Annotated in this window: 18 protein-coding genes; all 18 read right to left on the reverse strand. The window is 64.5% G+C overall.

The window, feature by feature from the left end:
* The coding region (locus tag L0977_RS20440; protein WP_234266712.1) for an SDR family NAD(P)-dependent oxidoreductase at window positions 1-739 on the reverse strand (739 nt) is incomplete at its 3' end.
* Window positions 740-1,205: 466 nt separating this feature from the next.
* Window positions 1,206-2,297, reverse strand: coding sequence for a beta-N-acetylhexosaminidase (gene nagZ, locus L0977_RS20445; protein ID WP_234266713.1), 1,092 nt, complete (start codon window positions 2,295-2,297; stop codon window positions 1,206-1,208).
* A gap of 13 nt (window positions 2,298-2,310) precedes the next feature.
* Window positions 2,311-2,724: a holo-ACP synthase gene (gene acpS / locus L0977_RS20450; RefSeq protein WP_234266714.1), complete on the reverse strand. Its 414-nt coding sequence runs from the start codon at window positions 2,722-2,724 to the stop codon at window positions 2,311-2,313.
* Window positions 2,725-2,726: 2 nt separating this feature from the next.
* Window positions 2,727-3,509, reverse strand: coding sequence for a pyridoxine 5'-phosphate synthase (locus L0977_RS20455; protein WP_234266715.1), 783 nt, complete (start codon window positions 3,507-3,509; stop codon window positions 2,727-2,729).
* Complete coding sequence (gene recO / locus L0977_RS20460) at window positions 3,506-4,330, reverse strand: DNA repair protein RecO (RefSeq protein ID WP_234266716.1); 825 nt, start codon at window positions 4,328-4,330, stop codon at window positions 3,506-3,508. The genes L0977_RS20455 and recO overlap by 4 nt, the downstream gene beginning before the upstream one ends.
* A gap of 93 nt (window positions 4,331-4,423) precedes the next feature.
* Complete coding sequence (gene era / locus L0977_RS20465) at window positions 4,424-5,458, reverse strand: GTPase Era (RefSeq protein WP_234266717.1); 1,035 nt, start codon at window positions 5,456-5,458, stop codon at window positions 4,424-4,426.
* Window positions 5,459-5,463: 5 nt separating this feature from the next.
* Entirely contained in the window at window positions 5,464-6,171 is a 708-nt protein-coding gene (gene rnc / locus L0977_RS20470; RefSeq protein ID WP_234266718.1) for a ribonuclease III, read from the reverse strand.
* A 43-nt stretch (window positions 6,172-6,214) separates the two neighbouring features.
* On the reverse strand, window positions 6,215-6,562 hold the full coding sequence (locus L0977_RS20475; protein ID WP_234266719.1) for a DUF4845 domain-containing protein: 348 nt from the start codon (window positions 6,560-6,562) through the stop codon (window positions 6,215-6,217).
* 30 nt (window positions 6,563-6,592) lie between these two features.
* Window positions 6,593-7,561, reverse strand: coding sequence for a signal peptidase I (lepB, locus tag L0977_RS20480; protein ID WP_234266720.1), 969 nt, complete (start codon window positions 7,559-7,561; stop codon window positions 6,593-6,595).
* An 11-nt stretch (window positions 7,562-7,572) separates the two neighbouring features.
* Window positions 7,573-9,384 (reverse strand): translation elongation factor 4, encoded by a 1,812-nt coding sequence (gene lepA, locus L0977_RS20485; RefSeq protein ID WP_234266721.1) that lies wholly within the window; start codon window positions 9,382-9,384, stop codon window positions 7,573-7,575.
* Between the two features lie 509 nt (window positions 9,385-9,893).
* Entirely contained in the window at window positions 9,894-11,372 is a 1,479-nt protein-coding gene (locus tag L0977_RS20490) for a Do family serine endopeptidase (RefSeq protein ID WP_234266722.1), read from the reverse strand.
* 94 nt (window positions 11,373-11,466) lie between these two features.
* Window positions 11,467-12,504, reverse strand: coding sequence for a MucB/RseB C-terminal domain-containing protein (locus L0977_RS20495; protein ID WP_234266723.1), 1,038 nt, complete (start codon window positions 12,502-12,504; stop codon window positions 11,467-11,469).
* A gap of 11 nt (window positions 12,505-12,515) precedes the next feature.
* Window positions 12,516-13,196, reverse strand: coding sequence for a sigma-E factor negative regulatory protein (locus L0977_RS20500; RefSeq protein ID WP_234266724.1), 681 nt, complete (start codon window positions 13,194-13,196; stop codon window positions 12,516-12,518).
* Window positions 13,197-13,228: 32 nt separating this feature from the next.
* Window positions 13,229-13,870: an RNA polymerase sigma factor RpoE gene (gene rpoE / locus L0977_RS20505; protein ID WP_234266725.1), complete on the reverse strand. Its 642-nt coding sequence runs from the start codon at window positions 13,868-13,870 to the stop codon at window positions 13,229-13,231.
* A 67-nt stretch (window positions 13,871-13,937) separates the two neighbouring features.
* Window positions 13,938-14,402: a hypothetical protein gene (locus L0977_RS20510; protein WP_234266726.1), complete on the reverse strand. Its 465-nt coding sequence runs from the start codon at window positions 14,400-14,402 to the stop codon at window positions 13,938-13,940.
* 15 nt (window positions 14,403-14,417) lie between these two features.
* Window positions 14,418-15,662, reverse strand: coding sequence for a beta-ketoacyl-ACP synthase II (gene fabF / locus L0977_RS20515; RefSeq protein ID WP_234266727.1), 1,245 nt, complete (start codon window positions 15,660-15,662; stop codon window positions 14,418-14,420).
* 7 nt (window positions 15,663-15,669) lie between these two features.
* Window positions 15,670-15,909 (reverse strand): acyl carrier protein, encoded by a 240-nt coding sequence (gene acpP, locus L0977_RS20520; protein ID WP_234266728.1) that lies wholly within the window; start codon window positions 15,907-15,909, stop codon window positions 15,670-15,672.
* Window positions 15,910-16,020: 111 nt separating this feature from the next.
* The gene (gene fabG, locus L0977_RS20525; protein WP_234266729.1) at window positions 16,021-16,782 is read right to left on the reverse strand and encodes a 3-oxoacyl-ACP reductase FabG; all 762 of its coding nucleotides are present in this window, start codon (window positions 16,780-16,782) and stop codon (window positions 16,021-16,023) included.
* Between the last annotated feature and the right edge of the window lie 17 nt (window positions 16,783-16,799).

The raw sequence follows: 16,799 nt of genomic DNA on the forward strand, positions 1-16,799 counted from the left end.
CGATTTCGGCGCCGTTGACGTAGGCCGAGCGCGGGCTGGCCAGGAACAGGGCCACGTCGGCGATGTCCTGCGGCTCGCCGATGCGGCGGCTGGCGGTGACCTGGGCGCGCCGCGCTTCAAAGCCCGGCTCTTCGTAGAACTTGGCCGACAGGGCGGTGCGGATCATGCCGGGGCAGATGGCGTTGCTGCGGATGCCCAGCGGGCCCCATTCGGTGGCCATCTGGCGCGACATGAGCAGCACGCCGGCTTTGCTGGCGCTGTAGGCGCCGCTGGCGGTCTGCGGAAAGTTCGCTGAGATGGAGGCCACGTGCACCAGCGCGCCGCGCGTGCGCTGCAGTTGCGCCTTGAAGGCCCGCGCGCACAGCAGGTAGCCCGTCAGGTTCACCGACAGCACCGTGTTCCAGTCCGCCACGCTCACGCTCTCCAGCGTCCCAGCCTTCAACAGGCCGGCGTTGTTGATCAGGGCATCGCAAGGCCCCCAGGTGTCTTGAACTTTTTGGGCGACCTCCAGCATTTGCGCTTCATCACTGATGTCACACACCCAGGCCTGCGCTTCGCCTCCCGCCGCCTGCACCTGCTCGGCCATGCGCCGGACTCCCGGGCCATCCCGATCGAGCAAAACCACACGGGCACCTACCGCCGAAAACCCTGCGGCCATGGCGGCACCGATGCCGCTGGCGGCACCCGTCACGACGCAGACACGCGCCGCCAACCCCAGCCAATCCTGTCCTTCACGCAAGGCTTGTCTCCTGTTCAACTGAGCCGGGATTGTTGGTTCCGGGGCCGGATCCGAACCCAACGTTTATGGCAAAGAACAGGACGTTTCGTGCATGGATGGCCCGTGAATCAGCAATTTCAGGGTTATCCCTAGCGGGGTTTGAGCGCCAATCAGACCGCTGTCCCCGGTGCGTGAAACGGGCCGCGCACCCGCCATCAGTCGACCCAGGCACCGTCCACGGGCCCTGTCGACCCTACCTGCTGCGTAGGGTGCTATCGACGACGGTGTGGCTCGATTCGTGGTGCAGGACAGGCCCATCCACCCGAAGATTTCTGGCGAGCCCGGCGGGATCTGTGGCCCCTGCCCCCATCACACCCGGTCTTGTTGAAAACCTGCCGGCTTCGCCGCATTCCCAGCAGCACGATGAGGCGCGTCTCGAGAGCAGCCAGGCCCTCAGCAGGGTGCGCCCTGCCCCGCTGTCATGCGTTCAGGGAAGCTGTTCGAGCGCGTGCATGTAACGCTCACTGACCATCAGCGCGGCCCAGTCGAGGGAGCGCCCCTGAGGCACCAGAGCGCGCCGACGCTCTTCGCTGGCCGGGTTCGGGACCCAGCGGCCTTCGATCTGGGCCCGCGCCAGTGCTTCGATGGCCTCATCGATGGGAGCGCCCTCGTCCACCACCGACTGGTTGCACAGCAGCACCAGGTCGCCGCCCGCGCCCAGCGCAGCGAGCGCCGCCTCGGCAAACCCGACCTCGCGCCCTTCAATCACGCGGGCCGCCGCCATGCTCAGGTCGTCGCTGAAAATCGCCCCGGTGAAGCCGAGCCGGCCACGCAGGATGTCCTGCAGCCAGCGCGCCGAGAACCCCGCCGGCCGCGCATCCACCCGCGGGTAGATCACGTGGGCCGGCATGACCGCGTCCAGGCTCGCCGACAGCCAGCCGTAGGGCGCAGCGTCTTCGGCCAGGATGGCCCGCAGGCTGCGCCGGTCCACAGGCACCGCCAGGTGGGAGTCGGCACGCACAAACCCATGGCCGGGAAAGTGCTTGCCGCAGTTGCCCATGCCACTGTTGCGCAAGCCGTGCATGAGTGCCTGGGCCAGCATGGTCACCACGCGCGGGTCGCGGGCGAAGGCCCGGTCTCCGATGACCGCGCTTTCGCCGTAGTCCAGATCGAGCACGGGTGTGAAGCTGAGGTCGACGCCACACGCCCGCAGTTCCGCACCCAGCACGTAACCGGCCGCGGTCGCTGCGTTGGCAGCGCGCAAGGCCGGCCCGCCGTCAACCTCACCCGGGCGCGGGGTTTCGTGCCAGAGGCGGCCCAGGGCCGCCATGGGCGGCAGATGCGTGAACCCGTCGCCGCGAAACCGCTGCACACGGCCCCCCTCATGGTCCACGGCGATCAGCAGATCGCGCCGCACCGCCTTGATCTGCGCGCACAGCCGGGTGAGCTGCGCACGGTCTTTCCAGTTGCGCCCGAAAAGGATGACGCCCCCCACCAGCGGATGGGCCAGGCGCTGGCGGTCGGCGTGTGTCAGGCGGTGACCCGCCACATCGATGATCAGGGGCGCGTGATGGAGCATGGATGCGGGGCCGTCAGGCCTGGTGAGCAGAAGGTTCCAGGGTTTCGACCACCACGAAGCTGGCCGCGTAGTCGGTCTCGTCGGTCACCGTGACGTGTGCGCGCCAGCCGCGCGCGGCGAACCAGTTTTGCAGCTCGCCATGCAGCACGATCACGGGTTGCCCGCTGGGCAGGTTGGCGATCTCGCAATGCCGCCAGGTCATGGGCATGCGCATGCCCAGGCCGATGGCCTTGGAGAAGGCTTCCTTGGCCGAAAAGCGCGTGGCCAGGTAACGCAGGCCGCGCTGCGGCCACCGGGCACCTCGCCGCTGCCAGACGGCGAACTCGGCGTCGCTGAGCACCTTGTGCGCGAACCGCTCGCCCTGACGCTCCATCGTGGCCTGGATTCGGCGCACGTCGCACACGTCGGTGCCGATGCCCACGATCATGGTCAGACCGCCCCGGGTCCGAATGCCTGCGCAATGCAGTCCTGGTAGCCGGCCACCGTGGTGGCATAGCCCAGCTCCAGCGCGTCGGCGATCAGTGCATGCCCGATGGAGACCTCGCTGACGCCCGGCACCGCGCGCAGAAACGCCGTGAGGTTGTCGCGGTTGAGGTCGTGACCGGCGTTCACACCGAGGCCGACCGCCAGCGCCGCCTGCGCTGCGGCAGCGTAGCGGCCCAGTTGGGTCGTGGCGTCTGGCCCACCCCAGGCGGCCGCGTAGGGTTCGGTGTACAGCTCCACCCGGTCGGCTCCCACGGCGCGGGCGGGCGCCATCTGCGCCGGCTCGGGGTCCATGAACAGGCTGACACGCACGCCCAGGGCATGGGCCTCCGCCACCACCGGCGCCAAGCGCTGCGCATCGGCCGGGAATCCCCAGCCGTGATCGCTGGTGAACTGGCCTTCGCTGTCGGGCACGAAGGTCAACTGGTGCAAGGGCAGCCCCAGCCCCTTGAGTTCACGGGCCAGGGGCATGAGGTTGTGAAAAGGGTTGCCTTCGATGTTGAACTCGCGTTGCGGCCAGGCCTGCATCAGCTCGGCCAGTTCGAACACATCGTGCCGGCGAATGTGGCGCTCGTCGGGGCGCGGGTGGATGGTGATGCCTTGCGCACCGGCCTGCAGGCACAGCGTCGCCGCCCGGGTGACCGACGGAATGCCCAGATGCCGCGTGTTGCGCACCAGGGCCACTTTGTTGAGGTTGACGGACAGGGCGGTGCGAACGGAAGCGGTCATGGCAGAGGTGAAGAAGCGTCGGGCCGAACCACCGGTCCGGCCGGATCGGACGGGCTGAGCACGCTGCTCGCGCGGCCCATGGCCTGCACATCGAGCATCAGTTGCCGCGTGCGGAACACCCGCACGCCACTATGGTAGTGCAGCAGGCTCCGCGTCTGCGTGCGCAGGGCGGTGTGCACGGGCATGCTGGCGCGCAACGTGGCCAGGAACGCGTCGCGCGCCGACATCGCGGCATCCAGGGCCAACCACTGCGCACCCGTCAATCCCTGCCCGGCCTCTTCGTCGGCCAGGGGGCTCAGGCCGGCTTCCGGCCGCAAGGTGTAGGCCTGGTCCGGGTCGAGCACCGCCAGGCTGCTGCCCTCGCGCCCCAGATCCGGCAGCAGGCCGACCGAGCGCAACAGCAGCAGCTCGAACGCCCGCAGCACCAGTTGCGTGGCATCGCTGCGCTCGGCCAGCAGTTCGACCGCGAGCGCGTAGTGGTCGAACAGGACCGGGTGCGGATCGTCGCGCGCAAGCAGCCGCATCAGCAATTCGTTGAGATAGCTGCCCGCCATCAAGGCATCGCCTGTGGGCATCACGTGCCCACCCTGCCACTGCGCCGATTTGAGCGTGCGCACTTCGGCGTCGCCCCCCCAGGACAGCGACAGCGGTTGCAGCGGCAACAACACGGGCCGGAACTGCGAAGTCGGTTTCTTCACCCCCTTGGCCACGAGGGCGAGGCGGCCATGGTGCCGGCTGAACACTTCGAGGATGAGACTGGATTCGCTCCAGTCGTAACGGTGCAGAACGAAGGCCGCCTCTTCGCTGACCCGTTTGCTCATAGGCACCCGCAGCGGGTGTGCAGACCGGCCTGCCCCGCGCCTACGGCTGTGCGCAGGAGCACGGTGTGCGGCACGTGGCAATACGCAGAGGCTCTATTCATACCCGAACGACCGCACCCGGGCATCGTCGTCGGCCCAACCCGAACGCACCTTGACCCACAGCTCCAGAAACACCTTGCAGTCCCAGAGCTTTTCGAGCTCCTGCCGCGCTTCGGTGCCAATGCGCTTGAGCTTTTCGCCCTTTTCGCCGATGACCATGCCCTTGTGCCCCTCGCGCTCGACCACGATGGTGGCCGCGACGCGGCGCATGGCGCCATCCAGTTCGAACTTGTCCACCACCACGGTGGAGGTGTAGGGCAGTTCGTCTCCGGTCAGCCGGAAGAGCTTCTCACGCACCATTTCGGCCGCCATGAAACGTTCGCTGCGATCGGTGAGTTCGTCGGGTTCGTGCATCCAGGGCTGCTGCGGCAGGTATTTGCCACAGATGTCGAAGAGCCGGCCGATGTCGCGCGGGTTCTTGGCCGACATGGGCACGAATTCGGCAAAAGCGTGCCGCTCCTGCATCGAGCGCAGCCAGGGGGCCAGTTCGCCGCGCCGGTGCACGAGATCGAACTTGTTGGCCAGCAGGATCACGGGGATGTTCTTGGGCAGCAGGTCCAGCACCTTGGCATCGGCCAGATTGAACCGCCCGGCTTCGACGACGAAAAGAATGAGATCGACATCGGTCACGGCACCCAGCACGGTCTTGTTCAGCGAGCGGTTGAGCGCGTTGCCATGGCGGGTCTGGAAACCGGGCGTGTCCACAAACACGAACTGGTCGGTCCCCTGCGTGCGGTAACCGGTGATGCGATGCCGGGTGGTCTGCGCCTTGCGCGAGGTGATGCTGATCTTCTGCCCCACCAGGGCGTTGAGCAGCGTGGACTTGCCCACGTTCGGTTTGCCCACGATGGCCACGAAGCCGCAACGCTGCGCCGACTCGGGCACCTCCTCCGGGACCGCTTCTTCGGCCATGGGGACTTCGGTGGGCCCGGCAGCGGGCAACGGCTTGCCCAGCGCACGGGCCAGCATGGCGTCGAGATCGTCGGCAGCGGCAGAAGAGGGAACGGGCTTGGGAGAGTCGTTGGCCATGAGGTTCAGGCAGGGGTTCGGGAAGGTTGGGGATTGCCTGAGGCCTGCAGCGACTGCAACATGGCCTGGGCAGCCGCCTGCTCGCCCGCGCGACGCGAAGCGCCAATGCCGCGCTCGGTACGCCCCAGATCGGGCACCGCGCACTCCACGTCAAAAGTCTGTTTGTGCGCTTCGCCCAGGGTGGCAACGACCCGGTAGAGCGGCAGCGGCATCTTGCGCGCCTGCAGCCATTCCTGCAAGGCCGTCTTGGGGTCTTTGCCGAGGGCACTGGTGTGCACACTCAGATCGATGCCCGAGTAAAGCCGACGCACCAAGGCATTGGCGGTCTCGAAACCGGCGTCCAGATAGACGGCACCGATCACCGCTTCCAGCGCATCGGCCAGGATGGAGGGGCGCTTGTGCCCCCCCGAGCGCTTCTCGCCATCGCCCAGGCGCAGACCATCCGCCAGCCCCAGCCGCGAAGCCAACTGGAACAAGGCGTCCTGTTTGACCAGGTGCGCACGCACCCGAGAGAGGTCACCCTCGGGCACGTCGGGGAGTTTTTCGAACAGCAGACCGGAAACCGCGAGGCTGAGCACGGAATCGCCCAGAAACTCCAGACGCTCGTTGTGGTCGCTCGAAAAACTGCGATGGGTCAACGCCCGCTCCAGCAGGCGTTCATTCGAAAACCGGTGATCCAGGCGTTTTTGCAGCGCCACCAATGGGGGGTTCAAGACTTTGCGCACTCCTGCCAGGCCTGTGCCTGGCGCCTACCCGTCACTGGGAACTGCCTTGGTATTTCATGAGCACATAGGCCGGCCCGGCGATGTGCACTTCCCGGCTGTAGTCGTAGGACACGACCACCTTGTCGCCCTGCTTGCCCACTTCCAGGTCCTTGCCGGTAATGGTGCGGATGTCGTCGATCGCGGCGGCGCGGTCGAAGATGTTGCGGACCTCGGCCACCGTGGCGCCGGCAGCGGCTTTCTTGACCGCTTTGTCCACGGCCAGGTACTCGAGGTAGGTCGGCACGATCTGCGCAACGATCACCCCCAGGAAAGCCAACAGCCCCCCCACAAACAGGAGCCCCAGGAAGGTCAGGCCGGTCTGGCGTTTTTTCAGCTGCATGTGATCATCCTCCAATGGCCATGGACGGCCTCATTCGAAAGAGCCGATCCGCCCCAGGTCCCCGAAGTTCATCCAGACAAAGAAGGCTTTGCCCACAATGTTGCCCTCCGGCACGAACCCCCAGAAGCGCGAATCCAGCGAGTTGTCCCGATTGTCACCCATCATGAAATAGTGACCCTGCGGCACTTTGCACACAACCCCCTCCACGCTGTAGCGGCATTGGTCCTTGTAGTCGAAATCCGACACCCCGGGGACGAACGCCGGCCGATCGTCATCGTTGAGCGTGCCGTAGCGCTTGCCTTCCAGGGTTTCCCGGAACTGCTTGGCATAACGCATGCTGTCGCTGTCGAAAAAGTCCGGCAGGGCCTCTTTGGGCACGGCTTGGCCATTCACCGTCAGTTGTTTGTTCAGGTAGGCCACCTCGTCCCCCGGCACCCCCACCACACGCTTGATGTAGTCCAGGCTCGGCTGCGGTGGGTAGCGAAAAACAATCACGTCTCCCCGCTGGGGCTGGTGGTTTTCGATGATCTTGGTGTTGATCACCGGCAGCCGCACGCCATAGTGAAACTTGTTCACCAGAATCAGGTCACCCACGCGCAAGGTGGGGATCATCGATCCCGAGGGAATCTTGAACGGCTCGACAATGAAGGAGCGCAGCACGAACACCGCCAAGATCACCGGAAACAGGCCGGCAGTCCAGTCCAGCCACCAGGGCTGTGCCAGCAAGCGGTGCCGGGCGGCCTCTTCAAACTGCAGGTCCACCTTGTCGATGCCCTGTCGTTGGAGCGCTTCGCGGCGCTGCCCGACTTCCTGCTCCGCACGCTCCACGGCACGGCGGCGTTGCGGCAGGAAATAGAAGCGCTCGGCCAGCCAGTAAACCCCTGTCACCACGGTCGCCAGCAGCAACAGCAAGGCAAAGTTGCCCTCGATGAAGCCGAAATACCAACCTGCGGCGTAAGCCAGAAACGCCGCCAGCACCAAGGCGGTCACACTGCTCATCGCGTTCTGCATCACTCCTCCACCTGCAGGATGGCCAGGAAGGCTTCCTGGGGCACTTCGACCGAGCCGATCTGTTTCATGCGTTTCTTGCCTGCTTTCTGCTTCTCAAGGAGCTTGCGCTTGCGGGTGATGTCACCCCCGTAGCATTTTGCCAGCACGTTTTTGCGCAGCGCCTTGATGGTCTCGCGCGCAATGATGTTGCCACCGATGGCGGCCTGGATGGCCACGTCGAACTGCTGGCGACTGATGATTTCCCGCATCTTGGCCGCCACGGCGCGACCGCGATACTGCGCCTGCGTGCGGTGCACGATGATGGACAGCGCATCCACTTTTTCGCCGTTAAGCAGGATGTCGACCTTCACCACATCGGAGGCCCGGTACTCCTTGAACTCGTAGTCCATCGAGGCATACCCGCGGCTGACCGACTTGAGCTTGTCGAAAAAGTCCAGCACGATCTCGCCCAGCGGCATGTCGTAGGTCAGCATGACCTGCTTGCCGTGGTAGGCCATGTTCAGTTGCACGCCCCGCTTCTGATTGGCCAGCGTCATCACCGGCCCCACGTACTCTTGCGGCATGTACAGGTGTACGGTCACGATGGGTTCGCGGATTTCTTCGATGCGACCGATGTCGGGCATCTTGGACGGGTTCTCCACCTGGATCAGCTCGCCATCGCCCTTGAGCACTTCGTAGACCACACTCGGCGCGGTGGTGATCAGGTCCTGGTCGAACTCGCGCTCCAGACGCTCCTGCACGATCTCCATGTGCAGCAGACCGAGAAAGCCGCAACGGAAGCCGAAGCCCAGCGCCTGCGACACCTCGGGCTCGTAGCGCAGCGCCGCGTCGTTGAGCTGCAGCTTCTCCAGCGCGTCGCGCAGTTGGTCGTACTCGCTGGCCTCGGACGGGTACAGGCCCGCAAACACCTGAGGCTGTACCTCTTTGAAGCCGGGCAGGGCTTCGGTGGCGAAAGCCAAGTTAGCGCCGCTGCTGGTCTTGATAGCGGTGACGGTGTCGCCCACCTTGGCCGCCTTGAGTTCCTTGATGCCCGCAATGATGTAACCCACCTCGCCGGCTTCCAGCGATTCGCGCGGTTCGTTGTGCGGGGTAAAGACGCCCAGCTTCTCAGCGTTGTAGAGCGCACTGGTCGCCATCAGCTTGATCTTGTCGCCCCGGGCCAGACGCCCGTCGACCACGCGCACCAGCATCACCACCCCGACGTAGTTGTCGAACCAGCTGTCGATGATCATGGCGCGCAAAGGAGCGTCCGGTTTGCCGCGCGGAGCCGGCACTTTCGCCACCACCATCTCCAGGATGTCTTCCACGCCCATGCCGGTTTTGGCCGAGCAAGGCACCGCATCGGTGGCGTCGATGCCGATCACCTCCTCGATTTCCTGTTTGGCGTTGTCCGGATCGGCCTGCGGCAGATCCATCTTGTTCAGCACTGGCAACACTTCCACCCCGAGGTCCAGCGCGGTGTAGCAGTTGGCCACCGTCTGAGCTTCCACCCCCTGGCTAGCATCGACCACCAGCAAGGCCCCTTCACAGGCCGAGAGCGATCGCGACACCTCATAAGAGAAGTCCACGTGACCGGGCGTATCGATGAGATTGAGGTTGTAGACCTGACCATCGCGCGCCTTGTAATGGAGCGCCGCCGTCTGGGCCTTGATGGTGATGCCCCGTTCCTTTTCGAGGTCCATCGAGTCGAGCACCTGGTCGCTCATTTCGCGCTCCGACAGGCCCCCGCACAGCGTGATGATGCGGTCGGCCAACGTGGACTTGCCATGGTCGATGTGCGCGATGATGGAGAAATTGCGGATGTGGTTCATCGGAGATGAGGACCCGGCCCTGCGGAGCAGACAAACGCTCCCGGCACCGGCGAAACGAACATAAAAAAGGGCGCGTCAGGTGGTGACGCGCCCGTAACCAACAATCAATGGCAACTGCGATAGTTGGGATTTCATTGTAGGCAAAAAGCCCCGATCCGGTATCCCACCATCGCCCGCCTCGGCCTGTTGCGACGCAGCAACGCAGCCCTTAACCACAAGTTATCCACAGATTGTATGCCTTCGCAGATCACAAGGTGTGGACGACATGAACATATCCTGTGGACTTCTCGCATGATGAATCCGTCATACCGGATCCGTGCGAAATGGCCACCGGAAACCGCGTGATTTTACCGGGTTCGGTCACGAGCATGCATTCCAGTGAGTGATCACCAACACGAACCACGCTATCTATCGAGAAAGATCGATAGAAAACATCCTGTCGCGAAACGGCCAACCCTTAAAACCCCACATCCGACCGGGAAAGTCGGGTTTGGGGCTTGATCCCACCTTTACCGCCCCAGACGGATCACGGTGTACTGCGCCCACTCGCCGCGGCGGAACAGCACGCTGACCGGCTTGGAGCGATCTACCTTGGACAGCACACCCTCAAAGTCCTTGACCGAGGGCACCTCGGTGTTCGCCAAAGCAATGATCACATCGCCTTCGCGAAGACCCGCCCGGGCTGCAGCCCCGTCAGCGCTGTCGACACGAACACCGCCCTTCAGATTCAGGTCGCGCTTGTCGGCAGTGCTCAGATCGGAAAGCGCCAAGCCCAGCGCCTGTGCTGCCCCGGGGGCCGCCGGCGGCTTGCTGCCTTCGCCGGCCGAGGCCCGCGGCTGGGGTTTTTCCGGTTCTAGCTCCGCCACCGTGATGGTCAGGTCCCGCTGTCCGCCGCGCCGGAACACCGTCATGCTGCTGCGGTTGCCGGGCTTGGTGTTACCGACCAGCCGAGGCAGGTCGATCGAGCGCTCGATGTCCTTGCCGTCAAACTTCAGGATGATGTCACCGGCCTCCACGCCAGCTTTGGCCGCTGGCGAATTGGGCTCGACACTGCGCACCAATGCGCCACGGGGTTGGCCCAGGCCGATGGACTCGGCCACTTCCTTGCTGACCTGATCGATCTGCACCCCGATGCGGCCGCGGGAAACACGGCCGGAAGAGCGCAACTGGTCAGACACCCGCACCGCCTCATCGATCGGAATGGCGAAGGAGATGCCCTGGAAGCCTCCCGAGCGCGAGTAGATCTGGCTGTTGATGCCCACCACCTCACCACGCATGTTGATCAGCGGCCCGCCCGAATTGCCCGGATTGATGGCCACATCGGTCTGGATGAACGGCAGGAAGTCACCCGTATCGCGCTGCTTGGCGCTGACGATGCCGGCAGTGACGGTGTTTTCCAGCCCGAAGGGCGAGCCGATCGCCATCACCCATTCGCCCACCCGCAACCGGCTCACGTCGCCAATACGCACCGGCGACAGTCCCGAGGCCTCGATCTTCACCACCGCCACGTCGGTGCGTTTGTCGGCCCCCACCACACGGGCTTTGAATTCGCGTTTGTCCGGCAAGGTGACGATCAGCTCATCCGCGCCGTCCACCACATGGGCATTGGTCATGATGAAGCCATCGGCACTTAGCACGAACCCCGAACCCACGCCTTTGGGCTGTGCCTCTTCGGCTCCGCCCCGATCCGAACGCGGGGTCCGGGGTGTCATACCCGGTGGCACCGGAATGCCAAAGCGGCGGAAGAACTCCAGCATCTGCTCATCGGTGCCGCTCGACGCGCTGCCAGCGCGCTCAAGCGTCCGGATATTGACCACCGAAGGCCCCACCATTTCCACCAGGTCGGTGAAATCGGGCAACCCCCGCACGCTGGGCGCCACAGCCGGCTGGGCCGATGCGGCCACGGGGGCACCCAGAGCCATCAAGGCCAGCGGAGCCGCCACGGCGACGGATTGAAAACAACGCAAAGCGAAGGAAGGTCGGATCATGGCAAACCAGTCCTCGAAAAACGGGAAGAAACCGAAAACGGTGCGATAGATGGGGACAGGACAGGGGGATACAAGCCTGCCCCGGAAGCGTGCATCAGCGCGTGCGCTCCAGGGCCAGAACGAGCCGGCGCAATGCAGTGGGCGGCACCTCACCGATGGCCGTTACCCAGTGTTCCCCCATGCGGCGCGTCAGCGAATGGGTGGCCCCCGCAGCGATCACCTGTTCCTGCGTATGCCGCTGACTGTCGAATGGCTCAATGAACAGCGAGACCGACGCCAGCCCGTCAGAAAACACCCATTGCACCGAGGCTTCCGCGGGCGCAATCTGCGTGCCTTCCCGCACATAACAATTCATCGAGGCAAAGCCTGGCACCGGCTCTTTCAAACGCCAGCCCTGGGCCTCAGGCGTGGTCTTCTTCATCACAGGGCGGTGGACTTCATAGCCGCGCGTGTCCTTCATCTGCTTGGCCAGCTTGTCCATGCGCACCGGGGCGTCCATTTGCAGCTCGGAAAAGGCCACCTGCTCCAGCACCTTGTCCTGGTCCAGCGTCTGCAACTTGACCACCAAGCCCGTCTTTTTTTCCGCCCAGATGCGGTAACCGAACCGCAACCCGTCCTTGGGCACGATATCTACCACGTCGGCCAGGTGTCCGGCCACCCGCTCGGTGTCGCGCTCGTTCACCGCATAGAACTCAGCGATCGTGTTGCTTGGCGTGCGCAACAGCTCGGGGAACAGCCCCAGCGACTCGCGCTTTTCCACCCAGGCGGTCTTGGACTCCGGGATGAACGTGATGACTTCGTTGTTGCGGCGGATGGTGGTTCGGGGCACCCCGGTCAGCGTTTCGACGCGCTCCATCTGCTGGCGGCCATCACAGACGTGCCAGATGCGCGAAGCAGACATGTCGGTACCGGCCGAAACCACCAGCGTGCCGACGTAAGCCATTTCGCGCGAAGCCTCGTGCATGCGCGTCAGCCACTCGGTGAGGCTGCGAGCCGAGGTCGCGGGCGCCTGCGCCCAGGTGGATGCCCCCACCGTGCCAGCCAGCGCGACCAGCGCCACAGACACCCAGCGGCGCAGCCGGGGGCGTTGGAAGGAAAAAACCCAGGGAAGCGAGAGGGCCTGTTGCGTCATGAAACCGATGCTCAACGTCGCGGGCTGCCGTCATGGGTGGCATTGCGCAAGAAGCCTGCCGGCATCTGCAACGCCGACAGCCCACCGTACTGCCGGTGCTCTGCCAGCAGCTCCTCCAGCCGGGGATCGCGAATGATCGCGCCTTGCCCGGTCTGCACCACCACCATCGGCGACGCCGTTTCCGGCCCGGCATTCGACACCGCCTGCAGAACCGGCGTGCTACCGCCTGCGGCAGCCAACTGCGGCCCCGAGGCCGATCCGGCAGCGCCCGGCATCGCACCCAACACACTCCAGCCCACGGCAACCACCGCCGCCACCGAAGCCACGCCAGCCAGCATCTTCCACCGGAAAACGGCCTCGTTGGCCGCGCCCCCCCGAACCTGAGGGACCGGGGTCGTCAGCAACGCCGGCCGGACCACCTCATCCACCGTCAACCGTGCTTCGATATCGGCAAAGAAAGCACGGGATGCAGGCAGACAGGCCTGTCCGCGAAGCGCCTCCCCAATCAGGTGGTACCGATCCCAGTCGGCACACGCCTGGGCCGAGCCGCTACCACCTTGCAGCCAGACATCCCACTCCTGGGGCGTCGCTTCGCCGTCCATCAATGCCGACAACACGTCATCACCCGCCTGCGCGGGCACCAACCCGCCCGCCGTGGCAGCCGGTTTCGCATCAAAGGAAGAAGCGTTCATCATGACTCTCGTTCAAAACAGGGGCGTCGGCCTTACCAGCGTTTGCCGATCTGGCGGTCCAGCATGGGCTTGATCCGGTTGGAAATCGCTTCGCGGGCCCGGAAGATGCGTGAGCGCACCGTCCCGATCGGGCAATCCAGCGCCTGGGCAATGTCCTCATAGCTCAGCCCTTCAATTTCCCGCAAGGTGATTGCCATCCGCAGCTCTTCCGGCAAGGCTTCCATGGCCTCGTTCACCGCAAGGGCAATCTCCTTGCTGGCCAGCACGGCTTCGGGCGTCTCCGTATCGGCCACGCTGACATTTAGTTCACGCTCCGGCGCGGAAGTTTCATCGTCCTCACCGGATTTGAGCTGCGACTGAAAGACCAGCGGATCCCGCTTGAGTTCCATCAGCTGCTTTTTGGCCGTGTTCACCGCGATGCGGTACAGCCAGGTGTAGAACTGCGCGTCTCCGCGAAACTGCGCCAGCGCCCGATAGGCCCGAATGAAAGTCTCCTGGGCAATGTCCTGCACCAGATCGGTGTCGCGCACCATGCGCCCGATCAGGCGTTCCACCCGGCGCTGGTACTTGATCACCAGCAGTTCGTAGGCCCGCATCTCGCCGGCCAGCGTGCGCTGCACGAGCATGGCGTCGCTGTCGGGTGAAGGGGGAGCGGCGTGCGGATCGTTTGACATCTAGGGGTTAAGTTGGCCGCGGAAATATACCCGAAGGTCACCTCTCGGCACGCACCCGGTCCTTCTCTCAACCACCAGCCACCACAGCCCGCCGCATGGCCGACCAGTGGACCGGGTCGCATTGGCGCTCCACCCAGATCCAACGCGAGCCTCGATCCAGGAAGAACAGACGCAGACACATCCGGGTCTGCAAATCGAGCACGCATTCCACGCCTGTCAGGCGCGTGCCATCAGGGTAAGCCTGACTGCGCCAGAGCCAGCCGCCCTCACCCCGTTCGTCTGGCATCACGCCCGCTTCCCAGTGCAGCCATCCCTGAGGGGATCGCCACCACCCGTGAAACGCCACCAGGCACCATCCAGCCCAGGCCAGCAGGCCACCAGCCAAGGTCCAGGCTGCCCAGCCAGGCTGTCCAGACATGGAGTGCCCCCAAAGAAGCGCCATGACCAGCGCCAGCACGGCCAGCACACCCTGACAGGTACCATAGAAAGCACTGCGCCCCACCGGAAATACCACCGACGGGGCGCTGCGCATGGGAGAACAGGGCGGTCAGACCTTGCGGAAAACCAAGGTCCCGTTGGTGCCGCCAAAGCCGAAGTTGTTCTTCACCGCCACATCGATCTTCATATCCCGTGCCGTATTGGCGCAGTAATCCAGATCACACTCGGGATCCTGGTTGAAGATGTTGATGGTGGGCGGGCTCTTCTGATGATGCAGTGCCAGCACGGTGAACACGCTTTCAATGCCCCCCGCGCCACCCAGCAGGTGACCGGTCATCGACTTGGTGGAGTTGACCACGATCTTCTTCGCGTGATCACCCAACGTGGCCTTGATGGCATTGGTTTCGTTCACATCACCCAGCGGCGTGGACGTGCCATGCGCATTGACGTACTGCACTTCGTCGGCATTGATGCCGGCGTTGCGCAACGCGGCCGTCATCGAACGGCGCGGCCCATCGATGTTGGGTGCCGTCATGTGGTACGCATCGCCACTCATGCCGAAACCCGCGATTTCCGCGTAGATGCGGGCACCGCGCGCCTTGGCATGTTCGTATTCCTCGATCACCAGCACGCCCGCACCCTCGCCCAGCACGAAACCATCGCGGTCCTTGTCCCAGGGACGGGAAGCGGTCTTGGGATCGTCATTGCGGGTGGACAGCGCCCGGGCCGAAGCGAAACCGCCCAGACCCAGCGGGGACACCGTGGCCTCAGAACCCCCCGCCACCATCACGTCGGCATCGCCCGATTCGATCATGCGCGCAGCCAGCCCGATGGCGTGCAGCCCTGTCGTGCAGGCCGTAACCACCGCGATGTTGGGGCCCTTGAACCCGAACTTGATCGATACATGGCCCGAGATCATGTTGATGATCGAGGCTGGCACGAAAAACGGTGAAATGCGGCGCGGGCCGCGGGCCGTCAGTTCGGCATGGGTGTTTTCGATCAGCGGCAGGCCGCCAATACCCGACCCGATGTTCACACCGATGCGGGTAGCCTCCTCCTCGCCCAACGCATCGCCCGTCGGCAGACCGGAGTCGGCCACCGCCTGGCAAGCAGCGGCCAGCCCCAGATGAATGAAGCGGTCCATGTGACGCGCCTCTTTCTCGGGGATGTAATCCGCGATATTGAAACCCTTGACTTCACCAGCAAACTTGCACGCGAACGGGTTCGCATCGAAGTGGGTGATGAAGTCAATGCCGGACTGACCGGCGAGAAGATTGGCCCAAGTATCTTGCACCGTGTTGCCCACGGGCGAGATGCAACCCAGGCCGGTCACGACGACACGGCGACGGCTCATGGGCGAATCAGGCCTTCTGGTGCGAAACGGCGTAGTCGATGGCGTTTTGCACGGTGGTGATCTTTTCGGCGTCTTCGTCGGGGATTTCGATGCCGAATTCGTCTTCGAGGGCCATCACCAGTTCCACGGTGTCGAGCGAGTCAGCGCCCAGATCGGCCACAAAAGCCTTTTCATTGGTGACCTGACTTTCTTCCACGCCGAGTTGTTCGGCAATGATCTTCTTGACACGTGCTTCGATATCGCTCATAGATCCCTCTAAGGGTGGTTGAGATACAAACGTCCATTTTAGCCGGGACCGCCCGGCAGGCCGAATCCGGCCCGCCGGGCGGTCCGGCATGGGCTCATGCAGGCGACACGTTCAGGCCATGAACATGCCACCGTTGACGTGCAGTTCCTGCCCCGTCACGTAGGCGGCCTGGGGGCTGGCCAGGTACGACACCGCGTGCGCGATGTCGGCCGGCTTGCCAAGGTGCCCCAGCGGAATCTGACCCAGCAGCGCTTTCTGCTGCTCTTCAGGCAGAGAGGCGGTCATGTCGGTTTCGATGAAGCCCGGCGCCACGCAATTGACGGTGATGTTGCGACTGCCCAGTTCGCGCGCCAGTGCACGGGTCATGCCCGCCACGCCGGCTTTGGCCGCCGCATAGTTCGACTGGCCCGCATTGCCCGAGGCACCGACCACGCTGGTGATGCTGATGATGCGGCCATACCGCTGCTTCATCATCGGGCGGATCACCGCCCGGCTCAGGCGAAACACGGCTTTGAGGTTCGTGTCGAGCACGGCATCCCAGTCGTCGTCCTTCAAACGCATGGCCAGCATGTCGCGCGTGATGCCCGCATTGTTGACCAGCACCTGCAGGGCGCCGTGGTCTTTCACCAAGGCATCGACCAGCGCTTCGGCCGCAGCCGCGTCATTGACATCGAGCCGCGCCCCGCGGCAGCCTGTCACGGCACCGGGCACCGCCTGCAGCGCCTGGCTGATCCGGGCAGCACCATCGTCGCTGGTGGCGGTACCCACCACAATCAGCCCCTTGGCCACCAACTCCTGGGCAATCGCGGCCCCGATGCCGCGCGACGCGCCCGTCACCAAGGCCACCTGGCCCGCAAACTTCACTTCTGTCATAGACCTGTTCTTTCGCT

This window comes from Hydrogenophaga sp. NFH-34, assembly GCF_021401345.1.
Taxonomy (GTDB): Bacteria; Pseudomonadota; Gammaproteobacteria; order Burkholderiales; family Burkholderiaceae_C; genus Hydrogenophaga; species Hydrogenophaga electricum.